The organism is Flavobacterium frigidarium DSM 17623, assembly GCF_000425505.1.
In the GTDB taxonomy this organism is placed as follows: domain Bacteria; phylum Bacteroidota; class Bacteroidia; order Flavobacteriales; family Flavobacteriaceae; genus Flavobacterium; species Flavobacterium frigidarium.
In genome coordinates this window covers 113,822-133,611 of sequence record NZ_AUDO01000008.1, presented here as the reverse complement: position 1 = coordinate 133,611, position 19,790 = coordinate 113,822, and the positions used below count along the sequence as shown (strand labels likewise).

The following is a 19,790-nucleotide window of genomic DNA, read 5'->3' as shown; positions in this document are numbered from 1 at the left end:
AAAATGTCTTTTTTGTGCTATAAGTAGCGAAGATAGAAAATAGCTGCAATAGAATAGTCAATTACCTTTGTTAAAAAAATAGCCATGGCAAATGCACTCACACATATTTTGAATAATGAATGTCCTCATTGTCAAAAGGGAAAAGTTTTTAACGAAAAAAATATCTTTTTAAACATTGGTTTTCCCAAGATGAATAAAAGCTGTTCCTATTGCAAAACCCAATTTGAAAAAGAGCCAGGTTACTTTTTTGGTGCGATGTATGTTAATTATGGACTGACCGTAGCCGAAGGAATAGCTACCTATGTTATTGCGCAATCTTTTTTCACAACCGCATTTGATTTAAGAATTATCCCTATTATTGCATTTGTAATTATCGCTTTAGCTTCAATCAACATTAGATTGTCACGATTGTTATGGTTATACATGTTTAAAGATTACTCCATGTAATATCTCATTTCTAAATAAGGTGATGAATGTAAAGAGATATAATTTGAAGGCAATGAGGTACCGTCTTATAATAAATACTTATTTTTGTTATCGCTAATTTATCCCAATATGAAAAATATCTTTTTAAGCAGCCTACTTTTTGCAGCGGTAACACTTTCAGCACAAAAAAAAGCGGATAGTAAAAAAATACAAATTGTTGAAGCCTCTTGCGGGCAATGCCAATTTGGACTTACAGGAAAAGGATGTGATTTGGCTGTGAAAATTGGCAATCAAGCCTACTATGTTGACGGCACCTCTATCGATGAACACGGTGATGCACACGCTTCAGATGGCTTTTGTGAAGCTATTAGAACAGCTCAGGTAACTGGTAAAGTTGTAGATAATCGTTTTGTAGCTACCTCTTTTAAATTAGTAGATAGTACTAAAAAATAGTCTTTTAAATAATATTAAATTTCAGTTTTAGATTAAATAAAAAAACGCTGTATGTTTAAACATACAGCGTTTTCTATTACTTTACTATTTTTATTTAGTACCCAGGATTCTGAGTAATTGGATTAGTTGTATTGGTTACAATTTCAACATTTGGAATAGGTAACAAATCAAATTTTGGATCTGCCACTTTAGCTTGCAACTGTGCAGTTGTGTAAGCTCCATCGTATTGAGAATAGAAAGGTTGCATTTCTGCAAAGTGATTGCTCATAATTGCTTTAGCATTAACTGTTGTTAATGTTTTCTTGAAACGTAGTAGGTCAAACCAACGTTGGTTTTCAAGTGCAAACTCCCATCTTCTTTCATTTGCAACGGCACTTTCATATGCAGCCTGCGTAGCAACATTTGACGTTGTTAATGCTGTTAATCCAGCTCTAACGTGAACTTGGTTTAAATAAGCTAAAGTCGTTGCATTGTTTACTCCAACAGCCTCACAATACATTAATAAAACATCACTGTAACGCAATACTGGCCAGTCTAATTCAGAATCATTTTGAACCGTTGTAGAAATGTTATGTTTTGCAGCCCAATAAGTCCATGTTTCAGGTAACGAAGATGTCGTTGGCTTGTATACTTTAATATTGTAATCTCTTCTAATATCAGTAGCACCAAAAGACTTGTAAAACTCTTCAGTAGGATTGTTATAACTTCCTCTAGTTCCGGCTGGTTGTGCTAATTTTGTTTGACTTGCAATACTTGATGTATTTGTTGCAAATAAGTTAGATAAAGAACTACCATAACCTAAACCTCCTGCTTTAAAACGTACGGCAAAAATCATTTCGGCATTCATTTCATTTGTACTTGCAAAAACATTTGCATAGGCACTAGTTCCTGTCAAAAGAGAATATCCACTATTAGCAATAACATCTGTTAAAAGCGGTAGTGCATCTGATTTTTGACCTAAAGTTAGATATACTTTTGCTAAAAGCGATTTAGCAGCCCAAGTGGTAACTTTTCCACGATCTGTAGCTGCGGTTGCGCTATAAGTTGAAGAAATACAATTTGCTACAGCATTTTTTAAGTCGGCAATAATAAACTTGTAAATATCATCTTCGCTAGCTCTGTTTACTTTCAAAGCTTCTTCTGATGTTAAAACTCTATCTACTAAAAATACGCCTCCGTATAATCTTACTAGATTAAAGTAATGATACGCTCTCATGAAAGAAGCTTCTCCTGCGATTCTTTTCTTAGCTGCATCGGTAATAGTGTAATCTAACATACCGTAGTCAATTGTTCCTGCAGCAGCATTGTACGAAACATTCATACCAGTCATTAAACCGTTGACACTTCTAATACTTTGATACGTGCTTCCCCAGTAATTCTCGATAAATGAATCGTAAGAAGGAGCTTCGAAGATATCGTTACTGTAAATTTGCAAGTTTTGAGCTTGAGTAGTACCTACTAAGTTCATAAATGTGTTATCACTACGAATTTCTGATAACATCCACTCATAAGCAATAGGATTCCTCAACGTACTGTAAGCACCAGTCAATCCCAAATTTAATGAAGCCTCATCTCTATAAAATCCATCTTGAGCGATTTGATTTTGATTTTCAAGCTCAATGTATTCACTACAGCTTGCTAAAGTCAAAAACGAGAATATAATTAGTAACTTATTTTTATATATTTTATTTTTCATGCTTTCAATTTTTTATAATTTTTTAAAGATTACAAAGCTCCTAATAAGGTTCAGAAGCTTTGTAAAACTATTTTATTAAAGACCCACTTCTAAACTAAACAAGATTGTTTTTTGAATTGGAAAAGCTCCTCTTTGGTAACCATCTACTAAAGGACTTGTTTGAGAAGTTCTTGCTTCAATATTAATTCCTCTGTAGTCTTTATTATTGATGAAAAGTAAATTTTGACCTGATACTGAAAATCTCAAATCAGTTAAACCAATTTTTTTAACCAAATCTTTCCCTAAACTGTACCCAAGAGTTATCTCTCTTAAAGACATGTATGAGGCATCTTCGATTGCATTATCAGTAAATACCCAGTTGTATCCATTTGTTGTATAAGGTGTTTTACCATCTCCAGGATTACTTGGACTTACCCATCTATTTGCCATATAATTCAAGTTTCTTTCTTTAACCTCGTTGTAGTTAATATCTCCATTAATTAATTCTCCACCTTGAACTCCTTGTAAAGTGAAACTTAAATCAAGATTTTTGAAAGTGAACTTATTTGTAATTCCCCAAGTGTAATCTGGGTAAGGATTTCCTAAATTAGTTCTATCATCATTATCAATATTACCATCACCGTTGATGTCTAAAATTTTCAATCCACCTTCTTTTAATCCGTTTGTTATTGATGTAGTTAAACCTGAATCAGCAATATCTGCTTTGCTGTTCCATACCCCATCAGTTTTAAATCCAAAATATGTAATTAATGGCTCCCCTACGATAGCGTAGTTATTCAAACCATTTCTTCCATCGATTGTTGGCGAAATAATTGTAGTTTTTTCTCCAAGATTTGTCAACTCATTTTTAACATGCGAAATATTAAAGTCTGTGTTCCATGAGAAATTTTTAGTTTTTATGTTTACTGTTGAAAGCTCAACTTCAAAACCTCTATTTCTTAAACTTCCTACGTTTGCAATACCTGCTGTAGAACCTGAAATTAATAAGTTAGATTGTTCTAACAATAATTTATCTGTGTTAGACTGATAAGCATCAATACTTAAGTTAAATCTGTTTTTAAACATCGCTAAATCCAAACCAAAATTAGAAGAGAATGTTCTTTCCCATGTGATATCAGGATTATTATTTAAGTTACTTGTATTAGATAATCCATTAGACACACTACCTGTTCCAATACCACTTAAGTAATTAGCAGAATTTAAATAATTTTGATATTGAAATTCTCCAATTCCGTTGTTTCCTGTTGCACCGTAACTTGCTCTTAAAGCTAACCTACTAATAGCAGATACTTCAGACATGAAATTTTCTTTTGAAATAACCCATCCTAATGAAACAGCTGGGAAACCTCCCCATTTATTACCATCAGCAAAACGGCTACTTCCATCTGTTCTATAACTTGCCATGAACAAGTATTTATCTTTGTATGAGTAGTTGAATCTCCCTAAGAACGATACTAATCCTACGCTTTCATCAGATTGTTGCGGTTGTAAAACTACTGATGCAAAATTTAAATTTTTAATAAAATCTGTTGGAAACGTAGTACCTGCAGTTACAAGCGACTTTGTTCTAGTAGACTGAAAAGTGAAACCTCCCAAGGCACCAAAATCATGATCACCAACGCTTTTCTTGTAATTTAAAGTGTTTTCAGTTAAGAAATCGAAATAATTTGTATTTGTATAAGTAGCGTAATTTGGATTACCAAAACGCGCAGCATTTGCAGCTCCTGTTTCTACTCTTTTTGAATCTTTATAGTAGATATTTTGAGCAGTGCGAAAATCAAGTCCATCAGCAATATTATAATCTAAAGCAACACTACCTTGAAAACGGAATTGGTTGTTATTATCATTTTGCTCTAACAAAGAGCGTATTGGATTTGTATTTGAAGTTGTAAACGGAACTGCATTCGCAGCTGTTGTATAAGCCACCCCATTAGGATCAAGACCACTGTAAACTAAGTTGGCAAAATCATCATCTTCTGCATATGCACCTACTTGAATACTTCTACCTGGCTGTTGCCCATTGATAAAATTAGCAGTAGTTGCTGTATGATATACAGGAAGAAAACTTGGAAACCTCGTGAAATCGATATAATTAACTGCCGGTCTTTCTGTTTTTGTATTCGAAGGATTTAAATTGATATTTAATCTTAACTTGTCAGTCAATTTTAAATCAAATTTAGCTCTAAAGTTTAATTTTTCAAATTCACTTTTTAGCATTAATCCTTGATCATTTTGATATCCAGTAGAAATGTAGAATTTGTTTTTCTCTCCACCACCAGAAACATTAAATTGCATGTCTTGGTAATAAGCAGTTCTCAGTGCTTCATCTTGGTAATTTGTACCTTTGCCACCCAATAGATCATTTTCGATATTATATTGTGCACGCCATTTATCAGCAGATGGTAAACTAGAACCATAATCAGATGTCCATAATGGATCTGCATCTCTTAATTTTTGTTCAGAATATAATCTTTCAACATAGTCTTTAGAAGACATGATATCGTACGTTTCATAAGCTTCTTTTACACCTGAAGTAGTTTTAAAGTAATATTTTGTTTCTCCAGATTTTCCACTTTTAGTTGTTACTAAGATAACTCCGTTAGCCCCTCTTGAACCATAGATTGCCGCAGATGCAGCATCTTTTAACACCTCAACAGATTCTACATCGGCACTATTCAATGCAGAGAAACCATCAGGCATTGGCTGACCATCTACAACTAATAAAGGTCCTGATCCTGCACTTACAGAACTAATACCTCTAATATTAATTTTTGTATCGGCACCTGCTTCCGAAGAAATACTTTGAACACGTACACCGGCGATCTTACCTTGTATAGCATTATCCAAACGTGATACTGGTGCGTTTTCAAATTTATCACTTTTTAATTTTGCTACAGATCCTGTTACACTTGAACGTTTTTGCGTTCCGTAACCAATCACTACTACATCGTCAAGCATGTTTGTAGCTTCCTCTAGCATCACCTTCATTGTTGTGCTTTTTCCTACTGTAATAGATTTTGTCGTAAATCCTAAGTAAGAGAATGAAACTACCGATTTAGTATTTGCTACCATGATAGTGAAGCCTCCATCAAAATCAGTTACCGTACTTTTAGCGTCAGACGTAACTGTTACTCCCGGAATAGGTTGTCCCGTATTGTCGACTACTGTTCCTGCAAATTTTATTCCTGCAGTTTGAGCATTTACAATACACGAGAAAACTAAGAGAAACATTAAAACAGTTTTTTTCATAATTGATTCGTTTTATATTAGTTGTTTTTTAGTTTTTAGTCTCCCAATTGGACTACTACAACGATTAAGTAAATTTTGAAAGTGATTATTAAAAATTACTTAAAATTGGTGCGTCAAATTGGTTTACCAGTTTAGATTCCAAACATACTTAATTTATTGACATGAAAATATTGTAGTGATAAATTTACATTAAATACATTTTTTTGTATCATTTAACCACACTAAACGCAAAAATTCAATCATTATACTGAAATTTATTAAAGAGAATTATAACATTTTAACAATTTCTAATCCTTAAAAAATTCTAAATTATTGCTTTTAGTATCTTACAAATTGCTACCATAATGAAAAAATAAGATTTTGGTTTGTCAAATTGGTAAACCAATTTATTTTTAAAGAAAATCGTTAATACAAAATGGCTAGCACATTTTTACTTTAAACATGCTTATAACTGCCAATTTCCAACCCAAAAAACAATTGAATTTTAATTTTTACCGATTAATTATTTAAATAACTAGATAAAGAGATAATGCAATTTTACACCATCTTCTATAAGTGTTTTTGAGGCTAATTTTGTAGTTTTATTTAATCACAAACTATAAATTGTTTGCACCATATCGCTACTTAATAATGAATACGAATCTCCTACTTAAAAATATCGCAAAACACATTGATCTAACGACTGAGGAACAAGAATTATTTATAAGCATGATAACTGTTCAAAGCTGTAAGTCAAGAACAATACTGCTTCATGCCACCGAAATTTGCAAACATTCCTACTTTGTCAATAGTGGTATTTTACGAAGCTTTACAATAAATGACAACATTGTCGAACATGTTTTGAATTTTGCTTGTGAAGGCTATTGGATTGGTGATATGTATAGTTTGCTTTCTCAAAAACCTGGCAATCTATTTATCGAAGTCATAGAAGAAGCTGAGTTGCTGCTATTATCGAAAGAAAATCAAGAGATACTTTACGAGAAGATCCCGAAATTTGAACGATTCTTTAGGATTTTAACCGAAAATTCTCTAGTTGCCAATCAAGAAAGGTTACTGGACAATTTGAGTCTTTCTGCTGAAGAACGTTTTGAAAAGTTTTGTTCAAAGCATCCGCAGCTCGTTAATAAAGTGCCTCAAAAACAAATTGCTTCCTATATAGGAGTTACTCCTGAATTTTTTAGCAAAATGAAAAGCAAAATGTTGCACCGCTGATGATACATTTATTCTGGATTATAATCCCTAGTGATTCTATTGCGTAAGGGATAGTAGTGGAGCTCTTTTATGTTTGGCTTTTTTGCCAGACATAAAAAGCGGGAACGAATAGCCCGACCCGCAGGGACACGCCCAAAAAAGTAATTTTTACCTATTGAAACCTGACATTATTATTTCTTAATCTAGGTTAAGTAGCTTTTGCTAGCTTTGAATATAAATTTGTAAAACAAAAATCACTAAATTTATACCATATGGAAAATACAATTTTACACAAGGCAGATACGAGAGGACACGCAGATCATGGATGGTTAAATGCTTACCATAGTTTTAGTTTTGGTAGTTGGTACAATCCAGAGAGAGTACAATTTGGTGCACTTCGTGTTTTGAATGATGATACAATTGCTGCAGGAATGGGTTTTGGAACACATCCTCATGATAATATGGAAATTTTAACCATTCCGCTTGAAGGTGATTTAGCGCACAAAGATAGCATGGGAAATACTGAGACTATTAAAAATGGTGATGTACAGGTTATGAGTGCTGGGACTGGTGTACAACACAGTGAGTTTAACCCTAATGCTGACCAAAGAACCAAGTTGTTGCAGATTTGGGTTTTTCCAAATAAAAAAAATGTAGATCCTCGTTACCAACAAATAACATTAAATAGTGCAGATCGACATAATAAATTACAGCAAATTCTTTCTCCTAATCCAGATGATGAGGGAGTATGGATTCATCAAGACGCTTGGTTTCATTTAGGAAAGTTAGCAAAAGACAGCACCACAAATTACCAAATTAAGAAAGAAGGTAATGGTGTTTATGTTTTTGTGCTTTCGGGACAGTTAACTATTAATGGTCAAGAATTAGATACACGTGACGGTTTTGGAATTTGGGATGTAACAGACTTAGAATTAAAAATGAATTCTGATGTTGAAATACTTTTAATGGAGGTTCCAATGCAATATTAATTAAAAAAATATACAAATATGAGTAAAAAGGTGCAACTAGAAAATAACGAAAAAGAAGGTGTTTTTTATATCGAAGAAAACGATGATGTATTAGGAAAAATGATTTTTAGACATACTGCTGCTAACCAAATTACAATAGATCACACAGAGGTTACAGATGATGAAACTGGGAAAGGTTTAGGTGAAGAAATGGTTACTGAAGCAGTAAATTTTGCTAGAAAAGAAGGAATTACTATTGTTCCATCATGTCCTTTTGTAGCTCATGTTTTTGACAAAACGCCAGATTTTAAGGACGTTTTATAACTGCATTTTCAAAATCGATTATAGAAACTTAAGTTATAAACGAAAATTACCGTAAAGAAATAATAAAAAAGGCTGACTCCTAATATTAATTAGTGTCAGCCTTTTTTATAATTGAAAGATGTATTATTAATTGTCTTTTAAGTTTAGATTTTTAAACGAAGAGACGTCGATAACTGCTTCCATATCTACATCAAAAGAGATACTCACACTATCGCCTATCATTGTTACTGGCAACTGATTAGATATTTGAGAGGATCCTACAAAAATATTGGGATAGTCCTTTACCTTAAAATAGTAAAAACTATTACCATTTTTCACGTCATTTTGAATCCTAGTGATTATAGTTTTTAAAACTTTCCTGTTACTAACACTATTTGGGTTTACTTTATTATCAGACATGTTGTAAACATTTTTATACGACGTTAAAGCTTCACGCATGGTGTTTCCTACACCTACAATCGTATAATCTGAAATGGCTACCATAGCAAACATTTTCACCAAGCCACCCTTATCTTTCAATGTCATTACATACGTTGGAATGTTATTAATATTATACGGTACAGGTAGCGAAGCCTGATACCCTTTTTCTTGTACTTTACCTTGCGCCGAACTTTGAGCAGCATATTCGGTAGCGCCACCTTGTTTATAAAAGGTAGCTTCCTTAGTTCTAGTATCAACTAAAACAAAACCTACCGCAGATTCATCCTTCCCTACAGAGGTTAACCCTGTATACCAGTATGACCTATTGTCATTACCATACACTAATGTCAGGCCTTCAGTAATTTGAAGTTTATTTTCGTTAGAAAAATTCCAATAACCTTGCACATATTCTCCCCAATCGTTTAATTGTTCTTCAATAAAATTAATAGGCTGAATGCGATCTACCCATTTAGGTGTGGTTGCAATCGAATACTCTTTCATTTGGCCCGTTTGTGCATTGATTAATACAATGCCTGTTGCCTCATTTCCGCTAAAACCAATTTCTTTTTTAAAGGTAGTTACGACCCAAAAAGGCATTCCAGCGTCGTCAATTTCAAAACTAAAATCTTCTAATCCTTCTGTAGCATATCCATTTAAGTACAACAGTCGTTTTATATTTGATTGAAAATACGCCTTGGGTTGGTACTTGATCTTAACTGGGCTTCCGCCAATGTTTTGCACTAACTTTACATCTCTTTCATTTGTAGCCGAAACCATCACATAACCAGCAGACCCTGACCTATTATTCATCCACTTAAAAAAACCAGAATGCAATAACGGTGCTACCCAGTACAAATCGTTATTCACCTTTTGGATACAAAATTCACCTAATTCAACTTGGCTTCCTAAAGCGGGCTGTGTACCCAATACTTTCTCACCTAATAAGTGCGCTAAATCCTCATCTACAACCCTAATTTCGTCAATAGAAATGGGAGCGATGTGATTAGAGATTTTATTTCCATCAGCCACTTTCCCTATCATGGTTTGATAAGCCGCTGTTCTAAAAATGGGGAGACTTGTCAAAATTGGGGTAACGACAAGATATGCTAGGACCGCTAGCATAAAATAAACCACAAATTTACTAGGCCTTTTAGCAATTTTCACTTGTTTGTTATCTGGAGAAATTTGCAAACCGGTCGAAATCACAATCCAAAATATGCTCAAGAATAATAGAACAATGGGAAAACCTACAAACCCATAATTAATTGTGGGCATTCCTATATAAAAAACTAAAATTGTAAGAATAATAAAAAGCGATATAGAAACTATATTTTTCATAATTAAATAGCATTTGACAATTAGTATAAAAATACTGAAATTGTTACATCTAATCGACAACTAAACGTATTAAACTAACCCGAATTCGTTCAAAATAATTGTTTAAAAAACAGTAAATTAGCCCTACAATCACAGACATATTATAAAATAGAGCCAAATGGAAAACGCACTTGAAAACGACATTGTAGGACACATAGGAATGCAAAAATATTTATGTACTATTAATTGGCGTAATGGTCAATTTATAATGGATGAGCCTGAAAAAATTGAAGGTAAGGATTTAGGCCCAGATCCATACACCGCCCTGCTAGCATCGTTAGCAAGTTGTACGCTTTCTACCTTAAGAATGTATATTGATCGAAAAGGATGGGACATACCTGAAATAACTATCGCATTAAATTTTTATCAAGAAAGCAATCCAGACCTAACTACAACGATTAAAAGAATAATTACTTTTCCGGTGACAGTCGATGAAGATATAAAGAAACGCCTCCTAATAATTGCCGAAAAATGCCCTGTATCTAAACTATTGAAGAATAATATTGTAATCAACACACTACTATAATTTTAGATTTAAAAAGTAGCATTAAAACAACTGAGTAATCGTTTGTACAAGTAGCACTCATGATTTGACCCCTACACTGCCTTAATTAGCCCCGATTGCACCGGCATCCTCCTAGTACTGACCTTTAAGGACTAGGAGATATAGGTAAAAGCGGGACGACTGTTTATTGATTACTGAAACTTGCTGCTTTAAAATTGAAAAATGTTCTTTCTAAAAAAAAATACTATTTTTGCAGTTGGTTTAATTTCGAAAATTTTAAATCATTCAATCTTTAAAATTAAAATATGAAAGCATACGTATTTCCAGGACAAGGCGCACAATTCACAGGAATGGGAAAAGATTTATACGAAAACTCTCCTTTGGCTAAAGAGCTTTTTGAGCAAGCGAACGAAATTTTAGGTTTCCGTATCACAGACATTATGTTTGAAGGAACGGCCGAAGAATTAAAAGAAACTAAGGTTACACAGCCAGCAGTTTTTTTACATTCAGTGATATTAGCTAAAACTTTGGGCGCTGATTTTAAGCCAGAAATGGTTGCAGGACATTCATTAGGAGAATTCTCTGCCTTAGTTGCAAACGGTACTTTGTCATTTGAAGACGGGTTAAAATTAGTTTCACAAAGAGCTTTAGCAATGCAAAAAGCATGCGAAATCAAGCCTTCTACAATGGCTGCCGTTTTAGGACTTGCAGATAATGTAGTTGAAGAAGTTTGTGCTGCTATTGATGGTGTCGTAGTAGCTGCAAATTACAACTGCCCTGGACAATTAGTAATTTCGGGTGAAACAACGGCTGTTGAAGCGGCCTGTGTTGCTATGAAAGAAGCTGGAGCAAAAAGAGCGTTACTATTACCGGTAGGTGGAGCTTTTCATTCACCAATGATGGAACCAGCAAGAGAGGAATTAGCTGCTGCTATTGAAGCAACTACATTCTCTACTCCTATTTGCCCTGTTTATCAAAATGTAACAGCAAGCGCAGTTTCAGACGCAAATGAAATCAAGAAAAACCTAATCATACAATTGACAGCTCCAGTTAAATGGACGCAATCAGTACAACAAATGATCGCTGATGGCGCTACTTTATTCACTGAAGTAGGACCAGGAAAAGTACTAGCTGGTTTAATTGGAAAAATTGATAAAGAAGCTGCTACTGCAAATGCATAAGTAATTTTCTTCAAAGTCTACAACAGGCTATAAATTAGAAAATCCCAAAGTATCGTCTTGATAGTTTGGGATTTTTTTATAAATATAATGTATCTTAAATAGCAACTAGCTTCTCACTTTTTGTTCCCATTTCCAAGCACTTGCCATCGCTTCCTCTAAAGTTGATTGTGCCTTCCAACCTAAAACTGTATTGGCTTTATCGGTATTCGCATAAGCTTCTGTAATATCACCTTCACGACGTCCTACTAATTTATACGGTAATTTTTTGCCACTTACTTTTTCGAATGCTTGAATAACCTCTAGCACTGAGCTTCCCGTTCCTGTTCCAAGATTAAAAGTTTCTACTTTTTCAAGGTTCTTTTTATCTAATAATCTTTTTAAAGCAATAACATGGGCTTTGGCCAAATCAACTACGTGAATATAATCACGTACTGCAGTTCCATCAGCTGTAGGATAATCATCCCCATAAACCGAAAGTTCGTTTCTCAATCCCATTCCAGTTTGTGTGATAAATGGCACTAAATTTTGAGGAACTCCTAGCGGTAACTCCCCTATTTCAGCTGAAGGGTGTGATCCTATCGGGTTAAAATATCGCAATAAAATAGCATTAATGTCTGTCACCTTTGCTGTATCTGTGATGATTTCCTCTCCTATTTGCTTTGTATTTCCATAAGGAGACATTGCTGTTTGTATTGGAGCATTTTCAGTAATTGGCATCTTTTCGGCCTGACCATAAACAGTACATGACGAGCTAAAGATGAAACTAGCAGCCTCTTTTTTCTGTAATTCTTGCAAAAGATATACCAGCGCACTGATATTGTTTTCATAATACAATAAAGGATTCTCAACACTTTCGCCTACAGCTTTTGAGGCGGCAAAATGTATCACTCCAGCAATTTCTTGATTCCTTTTAAAAAAATCTTGAACGCTATTTTTTTCTCTTAAATCTAATTTTTCAAAAGCAGGAACTTTACCCGTGATGTTTTTAATTCCGTCTAAAACGCTCAGCGAGGTATTTGACAAGTCGTCTACGATAACTACTTCAAAACCTTGATTTTGGAGTTCTACCACAGTGTGCGAACCTATAAATCCTAATCCTCCTGTTACAAGTATTTTCATTTTTTATTTTTAAATTGTAAAAGCTATCTTTTCAATGCATAAAAAAGACGCGATTAATCGCGTCTTTAATTTTTATTTTAAAAATTCTAAAACACTATCGGTGATGAATTTTATTTGTTCGTCATCAAGTTCAGTATGCATTGGCAATGACAATACTTCTTGAACTAATTGATTGGTTACAGGAAAATCTTCCTCTTTGTACCTCTCATCTTTATACGCTTTTTGAGAATGTAGCGGAATTGGATAATAAATTGCACAAGGAATTCCTTTGTCTAATAAATGCTGCATCAAACCATTTCTATCTGCATTAATAATTCGCAACGTATATTGATGAAATACGTGACAATCACAAATATCGCAAATTTGGGGCGCAATAATATTTTGATGCCCTTCAAAAGCTGCAGAGTATTTTCTGGCTGCATCTTGTCTCGCTGCATTGTATTGATCAAGCAATGGTAATTTAGCATTTAAAACTGCTGCTTGTATACTATCTAAACGAGAATTTACTCCTACAACATCGTGGTGATAACGTTCGTACATTCCGTGATTTACGATTCCTCGTAAAGTATGTGCTAGTGCATCATCATTTGTAAAAATAGCTCCACCATCACCATAACAACCTAGATTTTTAGATGGAAAAAACGAAGTAGCTCCCACATGCCCTATGGTTCCTGCTTTTTTCTTAACGCCATCCGATGATTTACAGTTGGCCCCAATAGCTTGTGCATTGTCTTCGATTACAAATAAGTTATGCTCTTTGGCTATTGCCATAATAGCTTCCATATTTGCTGCACGTCCAAATAAATGTACGGGAACAATTGCTTTAGTCTTAGGAGTGATTGCTTTTTTAATCGCTTCAATAGAGATATTCATATTATACATATCAACATCTACTAAAACGGGTGTTAGTTGCAACAATGCAATAACTTCAACAGTAGCGGCAAACGTAAAATCGGCAGTAATTACCTCATCTCCGGGCTGTAAACCAAGTCCCATCATTGCAATCTGCAAAGCATCAGTACCATTTGCACAAGGAATTACGTGTTTAACACCCAAGTAATCCTCTAAATTCTTTTGGAATTTATGAACTTCTGGTCCATTGATATATGCATTTGTATCTAAAACTTCTTGAATAGAAACATTGACTGTCTCTTTTATTTTTTCGTATTGACTTTTTAGGTCAACCATTTGTATTTTTTTCATTCGATAAAATTATAAATACAAAATTAAGAATTTATAATCACACTAAATTCAGAATAGCTTATTATTTATATCCCTCGCTCAACACCAAAACATTCGGCTTTTGCTTAACGTAGCCGAAATAAGATTCGAAATAAAATATGTATTTTAGCATCCAAAAAAATACAACTCATGTTTTTCCTATACAATTGTTTTGCAATCATAGTTTCGAAATTGCTTGCTCTAATCGCACTTTTTAATCCAAAAATGAAACTCTTTGTTGAAGGAAGAAAAGACGTATTTACAATTTTATCTCAAAAAATATCGCCTACAGATAAAACGATTTGGTTTCATGCCGCCTCTTTAGGAGAATACGAACAAGGTTTGCCCGTTATCGAAAAAGTAAAGGCCACGTACCCCACTCATAAAATCATCGTCACGTTTTTCTCTCCATCAGGTTATGAAGTAAGAAAAAACAATACAGCAGCAGATGTTACAGTTTATCTCCCATTAGACACTAAAAAAAATGCGCAGAAGTTCATTGCGTTAGCACACCCTGATTTAGTTTTCTTTATTAAGTACGAGTTTTGGCCAAATTATTTAAAAGAATTAAAAGCTAATAACATAAAGACTTTTTTAATTTCGGGTATTTTAAGAGAGAATCAAGCCTTCTTTAAATGGTATGGTGGTTTTTATCGAAAAGCTCTCGATACCTTTACCTACTTTTTCGTTCAAAATGAGCAGTCAAAAAAATTGTTAGCAAGTATAGGTAAAAACAATGTAGCAATTTCAGGAGACACCCGATTTGATCGAGTAGCTGCGATAGTCGAAAAAGACAATCGATTAGAATTTGTTTCGAATTTTAAAAATGATCAACTCACAGTGGTTATAGGAAGTTCTTGGCCTAAAGACGAGTTGCTTTTAACACAGTACATTAATACTAATAAGCATGCTGCCAAATTTATAATTGCTCCCCATAATATAAAGCCGGAACAAATTAAAGAACTCAAAACTGGAATCATACGTAAAACTATCTTATTCTCAGAGCATGAAGGTAAAGACCTTAGTGATTATGATGTATTGATAATAGACACCATTGGCATCTTAACAAAAATATATAGCTATGCTGATATCGCTTATGTGGGAGGAGGTTTTGGCAATCCTGGCATACACAATATACTAGAACCTGCCACTTTTGGTGTCCCTATACTTATTGGACCTAATTATTCACACTTTGCCGAAGCTACCGCATTAATCAATTTAGATGGCGCTACAGCGATTTCAAATCTAGCAGAATTGACCATAAAGATGGATGAATTACTGCGTGACGAACTACTGCGTTTTGAAAAAGGACATATCTGTAGCACATTTATTGGCATGAATAAAGGCGCAACGCAAATCATAATGAATTACGTTAGACAATCAGCTACAATTTAAGGGGTAAAACAACCATCGTTACAGTGTTACTTTTTTACACACTGACAAAGATATAGTCATGTATGATTCTGAAAAGAAATAAAACTTTTCATAAACAGTACTAGCTAATAGTTCACTATACAACACACAAATTAAAAAGCTGATAACCAAGCTACAATACGTCTCAAACAAGTTTTTACAACATGTTTCAGAATTTCTCTCAACATTGTAACACACCTATAACCCCTCCTTTAAAGTTACCATTTCAGTTACTGTAAATAGCATTTTAAAGTCTCCCTACATTAGGCATAGATATTGCTCTATATCACTAAGACAAAAAAGATTAATTATTTTTAAAAAAAAATTCAAAAAATAATTTACATATCAAAAAATTTATATCTTTGCGTCGAATTAATAATTAACCTTTATATTAAATTAAGATGAAAAAAGTATTTTTAAGTTTAGCTGCTGTTGCTGTATTAACTGTTGTTTCTTGTAAAAAAGCTGATGCTAACGCTGAAGACACTATGGCTGTAGATTCTACAGTTGTTGTTGAAGATTCTGCTGCTCAAGTAATGGATTCTGCTGCACAAGTAATGGATTCTGCTGCTACTGTAGCAACTGACGCTGCTGAAACTGCAACTGAAGCTGCACACTAATCAGAATTAAATTCTAAAATCAAAGCCATCCGCGCAAGCGTGATGGCTTTTTTATTTTAGTTTTTTAGTACTTTTAAGCAAATAAAAAGGCGCTCTTTATATAAAGAGCGCCTTTGCTATTTACGATAAACTCTGCTTAATCAGTAAAGGTAAAATCATTATTAGAGAAATCTAAAATCTCAGCTTTGGAGCCATATTTTACAATTTCAGCAATTCCCTTTTGCACCATTAATTCTGTACTGTATTTTCTACTAGTTGCCATAACCACTCCATCGACGACAACCCTAAAAAAGAACTTCCCCTTTGTTGTTTTAAACTTAACATAAGAACAACTCTCAAAGAGCATTTTCAGTCGCTCAGCGTCAGCCTCACAATCCATTCGCAGTTCATAAGGATTACTAGTAAATATCGTCTTTCCTTTTCTTGAGGTAAGTTCGAATTTGTAATCACCGCTAAAACGTTTTGTTATTACTAAGGAAGCCATATCTAAATTATAATTGTGTTTTTAAAGCCATAAAAGAAAATTGCACTAAAAAGAGGTATTTAAAAAAAAGAGCAAAAAAAAAGCCTCTTCAAAAGAAGAGGCTTTAGTACTCAGAGCGGGACTTGAACCCGCACGAACATTGCTGTTCACTGGATTTTAAGTCCAGCGTGTCTACCAATTTCACCATCCGAGCATTATGTGACGTGGAGCGAAAAACGGGGCTCGAACCCGCGACCTCGACCTTGGCAAGGTCGCGCTCTACCAACTGAGCTATTTTCGCATTTCAATTCTTGATAAGAACAACAATACTTGTTGTGTATTGCGGTGGCAAATTTAAGACATTTATCCAATTAAACAAGCACTTTAGAAATAATATTTTTAATTATTTCATAAAACTCTGATAACCTAAACTTTGTAAAATAAATTATTTTCTGGTGATCATTCTTTTTATTTCATTTAGCTTCATTAATGCTTCCACTGGTGTAATTGTATTAACATCTAAATTTAATATCTCTTCCTTGATTTCCTCTAATAAGGGATCATCTAAATTGAAAAAACTCATTTGCATCTCGTCTTGCTCGGCCTTGATTCCGTTTAGAACTTCTCCAGAATGATTTTTCTCAAGCTTTTTCAATATCTTCTGTGCTTTTAATAAAACAATTTGAGGCATTCCAGCCATTTTAGCCACGTGAATTCCAAAGCTATGCGCACTACCGCCTTTTATTAATTTTCGAATAAAAAGCACATTGTCTTTTAATTCCTTTACAGCTACATTGTAATTTTGAATTCTCGAAAGCGACTCTGTCATTTCATTTAACTCATGATAATGAGTTGCAAAAAGCGTTTTAGGTCTCGATGGGTGCTCGTGTAAAAATTCGGCAATAGCCCACGCAATTGATATTCCGTCATAGGTACTCGTTCCACGACCTATTTCATCTAGAAGCACCAAACTTCGATCAGAAATATTATTCAAAATAGAAGCCGTTTCATTCATCTCTACCATAAAAGTAGATTCTCCCATCGAGATATTATCACTCGCCCCCACTCTAGTGAATATCTTGTCTACTACTCCCATACGCACACTATCTGCAGGGACAAAACTTCCCATTTGAGCAAGTAATACAATCAATGCAGTTTGACGCAATATAGCCGACTTACCAGACATATTAGGACCTGTAATCATTATTAATTGTTGCGTTTCACGGTCTAAATAAACATCATTAGCAATGTAAGGAGTTCCTACTGGCAGTTGTTTCTCGATAACAGGATGCCTACCATTTTTTATATCTAGTTCGAACGTTTCATCTAATTCAGGGCAATTGTATTGATTTTCGATCGCCAATTGTGTAAACGAGCACAAACAGTCTAGCTGCGCTACTAAATTTGCGTTTAACTGCACTGGCTTAATATAGGTAGCAATCCAAGCAACTAATTGCTCAAACAACTCTGCCTCTATTTTATGAATCTTCTCTTCGGCACCAAGGATTTTTGCTTCGTATTCTTTTAACTCTTCCGTTATATAGCGCTCTGCATTAACTAGAGTTTGTTTTCTAATCCACTCTGTAGGGACTTTATCTTTGTGCGTATTTCTCACTTCGATATAATAACCAAAAACATTATTAAACGAAATTTTAAGAGAGGTAATTCCGGTGCGTTGTGATTCACGCGCTTCAATCCCTTCAAGAAATTCCTTTCCTGAAGTTGATATTGCTCTAAGTTCGTCTAGCTCCTCACTAATTCCCTTAGCAATTGCATTTCCTTTAGCCACAGCCACAGGAGCATCTTGATTTAAAGTAACTTTAATTTTCTCACGCAACAAATCACAACTATGCAAACTGTCCCCGATAACTTTAACAGCTTCTTGAGAACTTGCTAAAGCCAATGTCTTCATAGGAATAATGGCATCTAATGACTCTTTTAGATAAACTATCTCGCGAGGCGATACTTTTCCAGCTGCAATTTTAGAAATCAAGCGCTCTAAGTCGGAGATTTGCTTTATTTGATTCTGCATTTGCTGCAGCACTTCTTGATTTTCTTGGAGATAAGCAACTACCTGATGACGGCCTTTTATTTTTGAAGCATCCTTTAAAGGCAGAGCCAACCATCTTTTTAATAAACGCCCACCCATTGGCGAAAGCGTTTTATCTATAACATCCAGCAATGTAACTGCGTTAGGGTTATAACTGTGATATAATTCTAAATTGCGAATTGTAAATCGGTCCATCCACACATAAGCATCTTCAGCAATGCGCTGGATTGCCGTAATATGTTGCACTCTATTGTGCTGCGTTTCGCCTAGGTAGTACAAGATTGCACCTGAAGCAATTACTCCTTCCTTTAAATCTTCGACACCAAAACCTTTCAATGAAATGGTTTGAAAATGCTTAGTCAATGTCTCAAATGCGTAATCTTCTTTATAAATCCAATCTTCAAGATAAAAACTGTGATAGTCTTCACCAAAAGCCTGCTTGAAATCCCCTTTATTATTCTTTGGAATTAAAACCTCAGAAGGGTTAAAATTCTGCAATAATTTATCAATATATTCGGCATTCCCTTGCGCTGTTAAAAACTCTCCTGTAGACACATCGAGAAATGCAATCCCAATAGATTTATTCGCAAAATAAACTGAAGCTAGAAAATTATTGGTTTTAGACTGTAGCACCTCATCATTCATCGAGACACCCGGTGTTACTAACTCAGTAACCCCACGTTTCACAATGGTCTTGGTCATTTTAGGATCTTCTAATTGATCACAAATAGCCACACGCAAACCTGCTTTTACTAATTTTGGCAAATAAGTGTTAATAGAGTGATGCGGAAAACCTGCAAGCGCTGTTTCTGTTTCAGAACCCGCACCTCGTTTTGTTAATGTAATTCCAAGAATCTTAGACGCTCGCACGGCATCATCTCCAAAAGTTTCATAGAAATCACCTACTCTAAATAATAAGCAAGCATCTGGATACTTTCTCTTTATTTCATTGTATTGTTTCATCAACGGAGTTTCCTTAACGACTTTATCTTTGGCTGCCAAAATATTTATTTTTAAATGAGGTTTATTACAGCAGCGAATTTAAATATTATATATTCAATAAAGAATTACTAGAAAAAAAATAACCATTTTTAGGGTAATTTTAAGTTATTGG

Annotated in this window: 16 protein-coding genes and 2 tRNA genes; 9 read left to right on the top strand and 9 right to left on the bottom strand. The window is 34.3% G+C overall.

The genetic code is table 11. The features are described from left to right. The first annotated feature begins 84 nt into the window (after positions 1-84). Both H603_RS0105635 and H603_RS0105630 read left to right on the top strand, forming a co-directional pair. Positions 85-447, top strand: coding sequence for a hypothetical protein (locus H603_RS0105635; protein WP_026707654.1), 363 nt, complete (start codon positions 85-87; stop codon positions 445-447). 108 nt (positions 448-555) lie between these two features. Then, on the top strand, positions 556-879 hold the full coding sequence (locus H603_RS0105630; protein ID WP_026707653.1) for a DUF6370 family protein: 324 nt from the start codon (positions 556-558) through the stop codon (positions 877-879). A 94-nt stretch (positions 880-973) separates the two neighbouring features. Here the strand turns inward: H603_RS0105630 and H603_RS16555 are convergent, their stop codons facing one another. Beyond that, on the bottom strand, positions 974-2,575 hold the full coding sequence (locus H603_RS16555; RefSeq protein WP_026707652.1) for a RagB/SusD family nutrient uptake outer membrane protein: 1,602 nt from the start codon (positions 2,573-2,575) through the stop codon (positions 974-976). A 75-nt stretch (positions 2,576-2,650) separates the two neighbouring features. After that, on the bottom strand, positions 2,651-5,824 hold the full coding sequence (locus tag H603_RS0105620) for a SusC/RagA family TonB-linked outer membrane protein (RefSeq protein WP_026707651.1): 3,174 nt from the start codon (positions 5,822-5,824) through the stop codon (positions 2,651-2,653). Positions 5,825-6,454: 630 nt separating this feature from the next. On the opposite strand from H603_RS0105620, the gene H603_RS0105615 reads away from it, so the two are divergent. From H603_RS0105615 to H603_RS0105605, 3 genes are all read left to right on the top strand, one after another. Next, positions 6,455-7,036, top strand: a complete 582-nt coding sequence (locus H603_RS0105615; protein ID WP_026707650.1) for a Crp/Fnr family transcriptional regulator — start codon at positions 6,455-6,457, stop codon at positions 7,034-7,036. 251 nt (positions 7,037-7,287) lie between these two features. Continuing rightward, positions 7,288-8,004 carry a pirin family protein gene (locus tag H603_RS0105610; RefSeq protein WP_026707649.1) on the top strand — a complete coding sequence of 239 codons (717 nt, stop codon included), beginning with the start codon at positions 7,288-7,290 and terminating at the stop codon, positions 8,002-8,004. An 18-nt stretch (positions 8,005-8,022) separates the two neighbouring features. After that, positions 8,023-8,307, top strand: a complete 285-nt coding sequence (locus tag H603_RS0105605; RefSeq protein WP_026707648.1) for a GNAT family N-acetyltransferase — start codon at positions 8,023-8,025, stop codon at positions 8,305-8,307. Between the two features lie 126 nt (positions 8,308-8,433). Here the strand turns inward: H603_RS0105605 and H603_RS0105600 are convergent, their stop codons facing one another. Then, positions 8,434-10,065, bottom strand: a complete 1,632-nt coding sequence (locus tag H603_RS0105600) for a hypothetical protein (RefSeq protein WP_035675526.1) — start codon at positions 10,063-10,065, stop codon at positions 8,434-8,436. 157 nt (positions 10,066-10,222) lie between these two features. Here H603_RS0105600 and H603_RS0105595 point away from each other — a divergent pair, with 157 nt between their 5' ends. Then, the gene (locus H603_RS0105595; protein ID WP_035675523.1) at positions 10,223-10,630 is read left to right on the top strand and encodes an OsmC family protein; all 408 of its coding nucleotides are present in this window, start codon (positions 10,223-10,225) and stop codon (positions 10,628-10,630) included. A 284-nt stretch (positions 10,631-10,914) separates the two neighbouring features. Continuing rightward, on the top strand, positions 10,915-11,790 hold the full coding sequence (fabD, locus tag H603_RS0105585) for an ACP S-malonyltransferase (RefSeq protein WP_026707645.1): 876 nt from the start codon (positions 10,915-10,917) through the stop codon (positions 11,788-11,790). A 105-nt stretch (positions 11,791-11,895) separates the two neighbouring features. On the opposite strand, the gene galE is transcribed toward fabD, so the two are convergent. Then, positions 11,896-12,909 (bottom strand): UDP-glucose 4-epimerase GalE, encoded by a 1,014-nt coding sequence (gene galE, locus H603_RS0105580; protein ID WP_026707644.1) that lies wholly within the window; start codon positions 12,907-12,909, stop codon positions 11,896-11,898. A gap of 72 nt (positions 12,910-12,981) precedes the next feature. Then, positions 12,982-14,112, bottom strand: a complete 1,131-nt coding sequence (locus tag H603_RS0105575) for a DegT/DnrJ/EryC1/StrS family aminotransferase (protein WP_026707643.1) — start codon at positions 14,110-14,112, stop codon at positions 12,982-12,984. Positions 14,113-14,280: 168 nt separating this feature from the next. Here H603_RS0105575 and H603_RS0105570 point away from each other — a divergent pair, with 168 nt between their 5' ends. Beyond that, entirely contained in the window at positions 14,281-15,525 is a 1,245-nt protein-coding gene (locus H603_RS0105570) for a 3-deoxy-D-manno-octulosonic acid transferase (RefSeq protein WP_026707642.1), read from the top strand. 419 nt (positions 15,526-15,944) lie between these two features. Beyond that, positions 15,945-16,163 (top strand): hypothetical protein, encoded by a 219-nt coding sequence (locus H603_RS16550; protein WP_035675520.1) that lies wholly within the window; start codon positions 15,945-15,947, stop codon positions 16,161-16,163. Positions 16,164-16,299: 136 nt separating this feature from the next. On the opposite strand, the gene H603_RS0105560 is transcribed toward H603_RS16550, so the two are convergent. The 4 genes from H603_RS0105560 to mutS all read right to left on the bottom strand — a co-directional run bounded on the left by H603_RS0105560 (position 16,300) and on the right by mutS (position 19,678). Continuing rightward, the gene (locus H603_RS0105560; RefSeq protein ID WP_026707641.1) at positions 16,300-16,647 is read right to left on the bottom strand and encodes a DUF1508 domain-containing protein; all 348 of its coding nucleotides are present in this window, start codon (positions 16,645-16,647) and stop codon (positions 16,300-16,302) included. A gap of 107 nt (positions 16,648-16,754) precedes the next feature. Then, a tRNA-Leu gene (locus H603_RS0105555) sits at positions 16,755-16,840 on the bottom strand. Positions 16,841-16,851: 11 nt separating this feature from the next. Beyond that, positions 16,852-16,927 (bottom strand) — tRNA-Gly (locus H603_RS0105550). A 144-nt stretch (positions 16,928-17,071) separates the two neighbouring features. Beyond that, positions 17,072-19,678, bottom strand: coding sequence for a DNA mismatch repair protein MutS (gene mutS / locus H603_RS0105545; protein ID WP_026707640.1), 2,607 nt, complete (start codon positions 19,676-19,678; stop codon positions 17,072-17,074). Between the last annotated feature and the right edge of the window lie 112 nt (positions 19,679-19,790).

What these genes read in the sequence shown, in the direction of transcription:
- H603_RS0105605 (WP_026707648.1), top strand. Translation starts at nt 8,023, where the DNA reads ATGAGTAAAAAGGTGCAACTAGAAAATAACGAAAAAGAAGGTGTTTTT.
- H603_RS0105570 (WP_026707642.1), top strand. Translation starts at nt 14,281, where the DNA reads ATGTTTTTCCTATACAATTGTTTTGCAATCATAGTTTCGAAATTGCTT.
- H603_RS16550 (WP_035675520.1), top strand. Translation starts at nt 15,945, where the DNA reads ATGAAAAAAGTATTTTTAAGTTTAGCTGCTGTTGCTGTATTAACTGTT.
- H603_RS0105610 (WP_026707649.1), top strand. Translation starts at nt 7,288, where the DNA reads ATGGAAAATACAATTTTACACAAGGCAGATACGAGAGGACACGCAGAT.
- galE (WP_026707644.1), bottom strand. Translation starts at nt 12,909, where the DNA reads ATGAAAATACTTGTAACAGGAGGATTAGGATTTATAGGTTCGCACACT.
- H603_RS0105635 (WP_026707654.1), top strand. Translation starts at nt 85, where the DNA reads ATGGCAAATGCACTCACACATATTTTGAATAATGAATGTCCTCATTGT.
- fabD (WP_026707645.1), top strand. Translation starts at nt 10,915, where the DNA reads ATGAAAGCATACGTATTTCCAGGACAAGGCGCACAATTCACAGGAATG.
- H603_RS0105575 (WP_026707643.1), bottom strand. Translation starts at nt 14,112, where the DNA reads ATGAAAAAAATACAAATGGTTGACCTAAAAAGTCAATACGAAAAAATA.
- H603_RS0105620 (WP_026707651.1), bottom strand. Translation starts at nt 5,824, where the DNA reads ATGAAAAAAACTGTTTTAATGTTTCTCTTAGTTTTCTCGTGTATTGTA.
- H603_RS16555 (WP_026707652.1), bottom strand. Translation starts at nt 2,575, where the DNA reads ATGAAAAATAAAATATATAAAAATAAGTTACTAATTATATTCTCGTTT.
- H603_RS0105595 (WP_035675523.1), top strand. Translation starts at nt 10,223, where the DNA reads ATGGAAAACGCACTTGAAAACGACATTGTAGGACACATAGGAATGCAA.
- H603_RS0105615 (WP_026707650.1), top strand. Translation starts at nt 6,455, where the DNA reads ATGAATACGAATCTCCTACTTAAAAATATCGCAAAACACATTGATCTA.
- H603_RS0105600 (WP_035675526.1), bottom strand. Translation starts at nt 10,065, where the DNA reads ATGAAAAATATAGTTTCTATATCGCTTTTTATTATTCTTACAATTTTA.
- H603_RS0105630 (WP_026707653.1), top strand. Translation starts at nt 556, where the DNA reads ATGAAAAATATCTTTTTAAGCAGCCTACTTTTTGCAGCGGTAACACTT.
- H603_RS0105560 (WP_026707641.1), bottom strand. Translation starts at nt 16,647, where the DNA reads ATGGCTTCCTTAGTAATAACAAAACGTTTTAGCGGTGATTACAAATTC.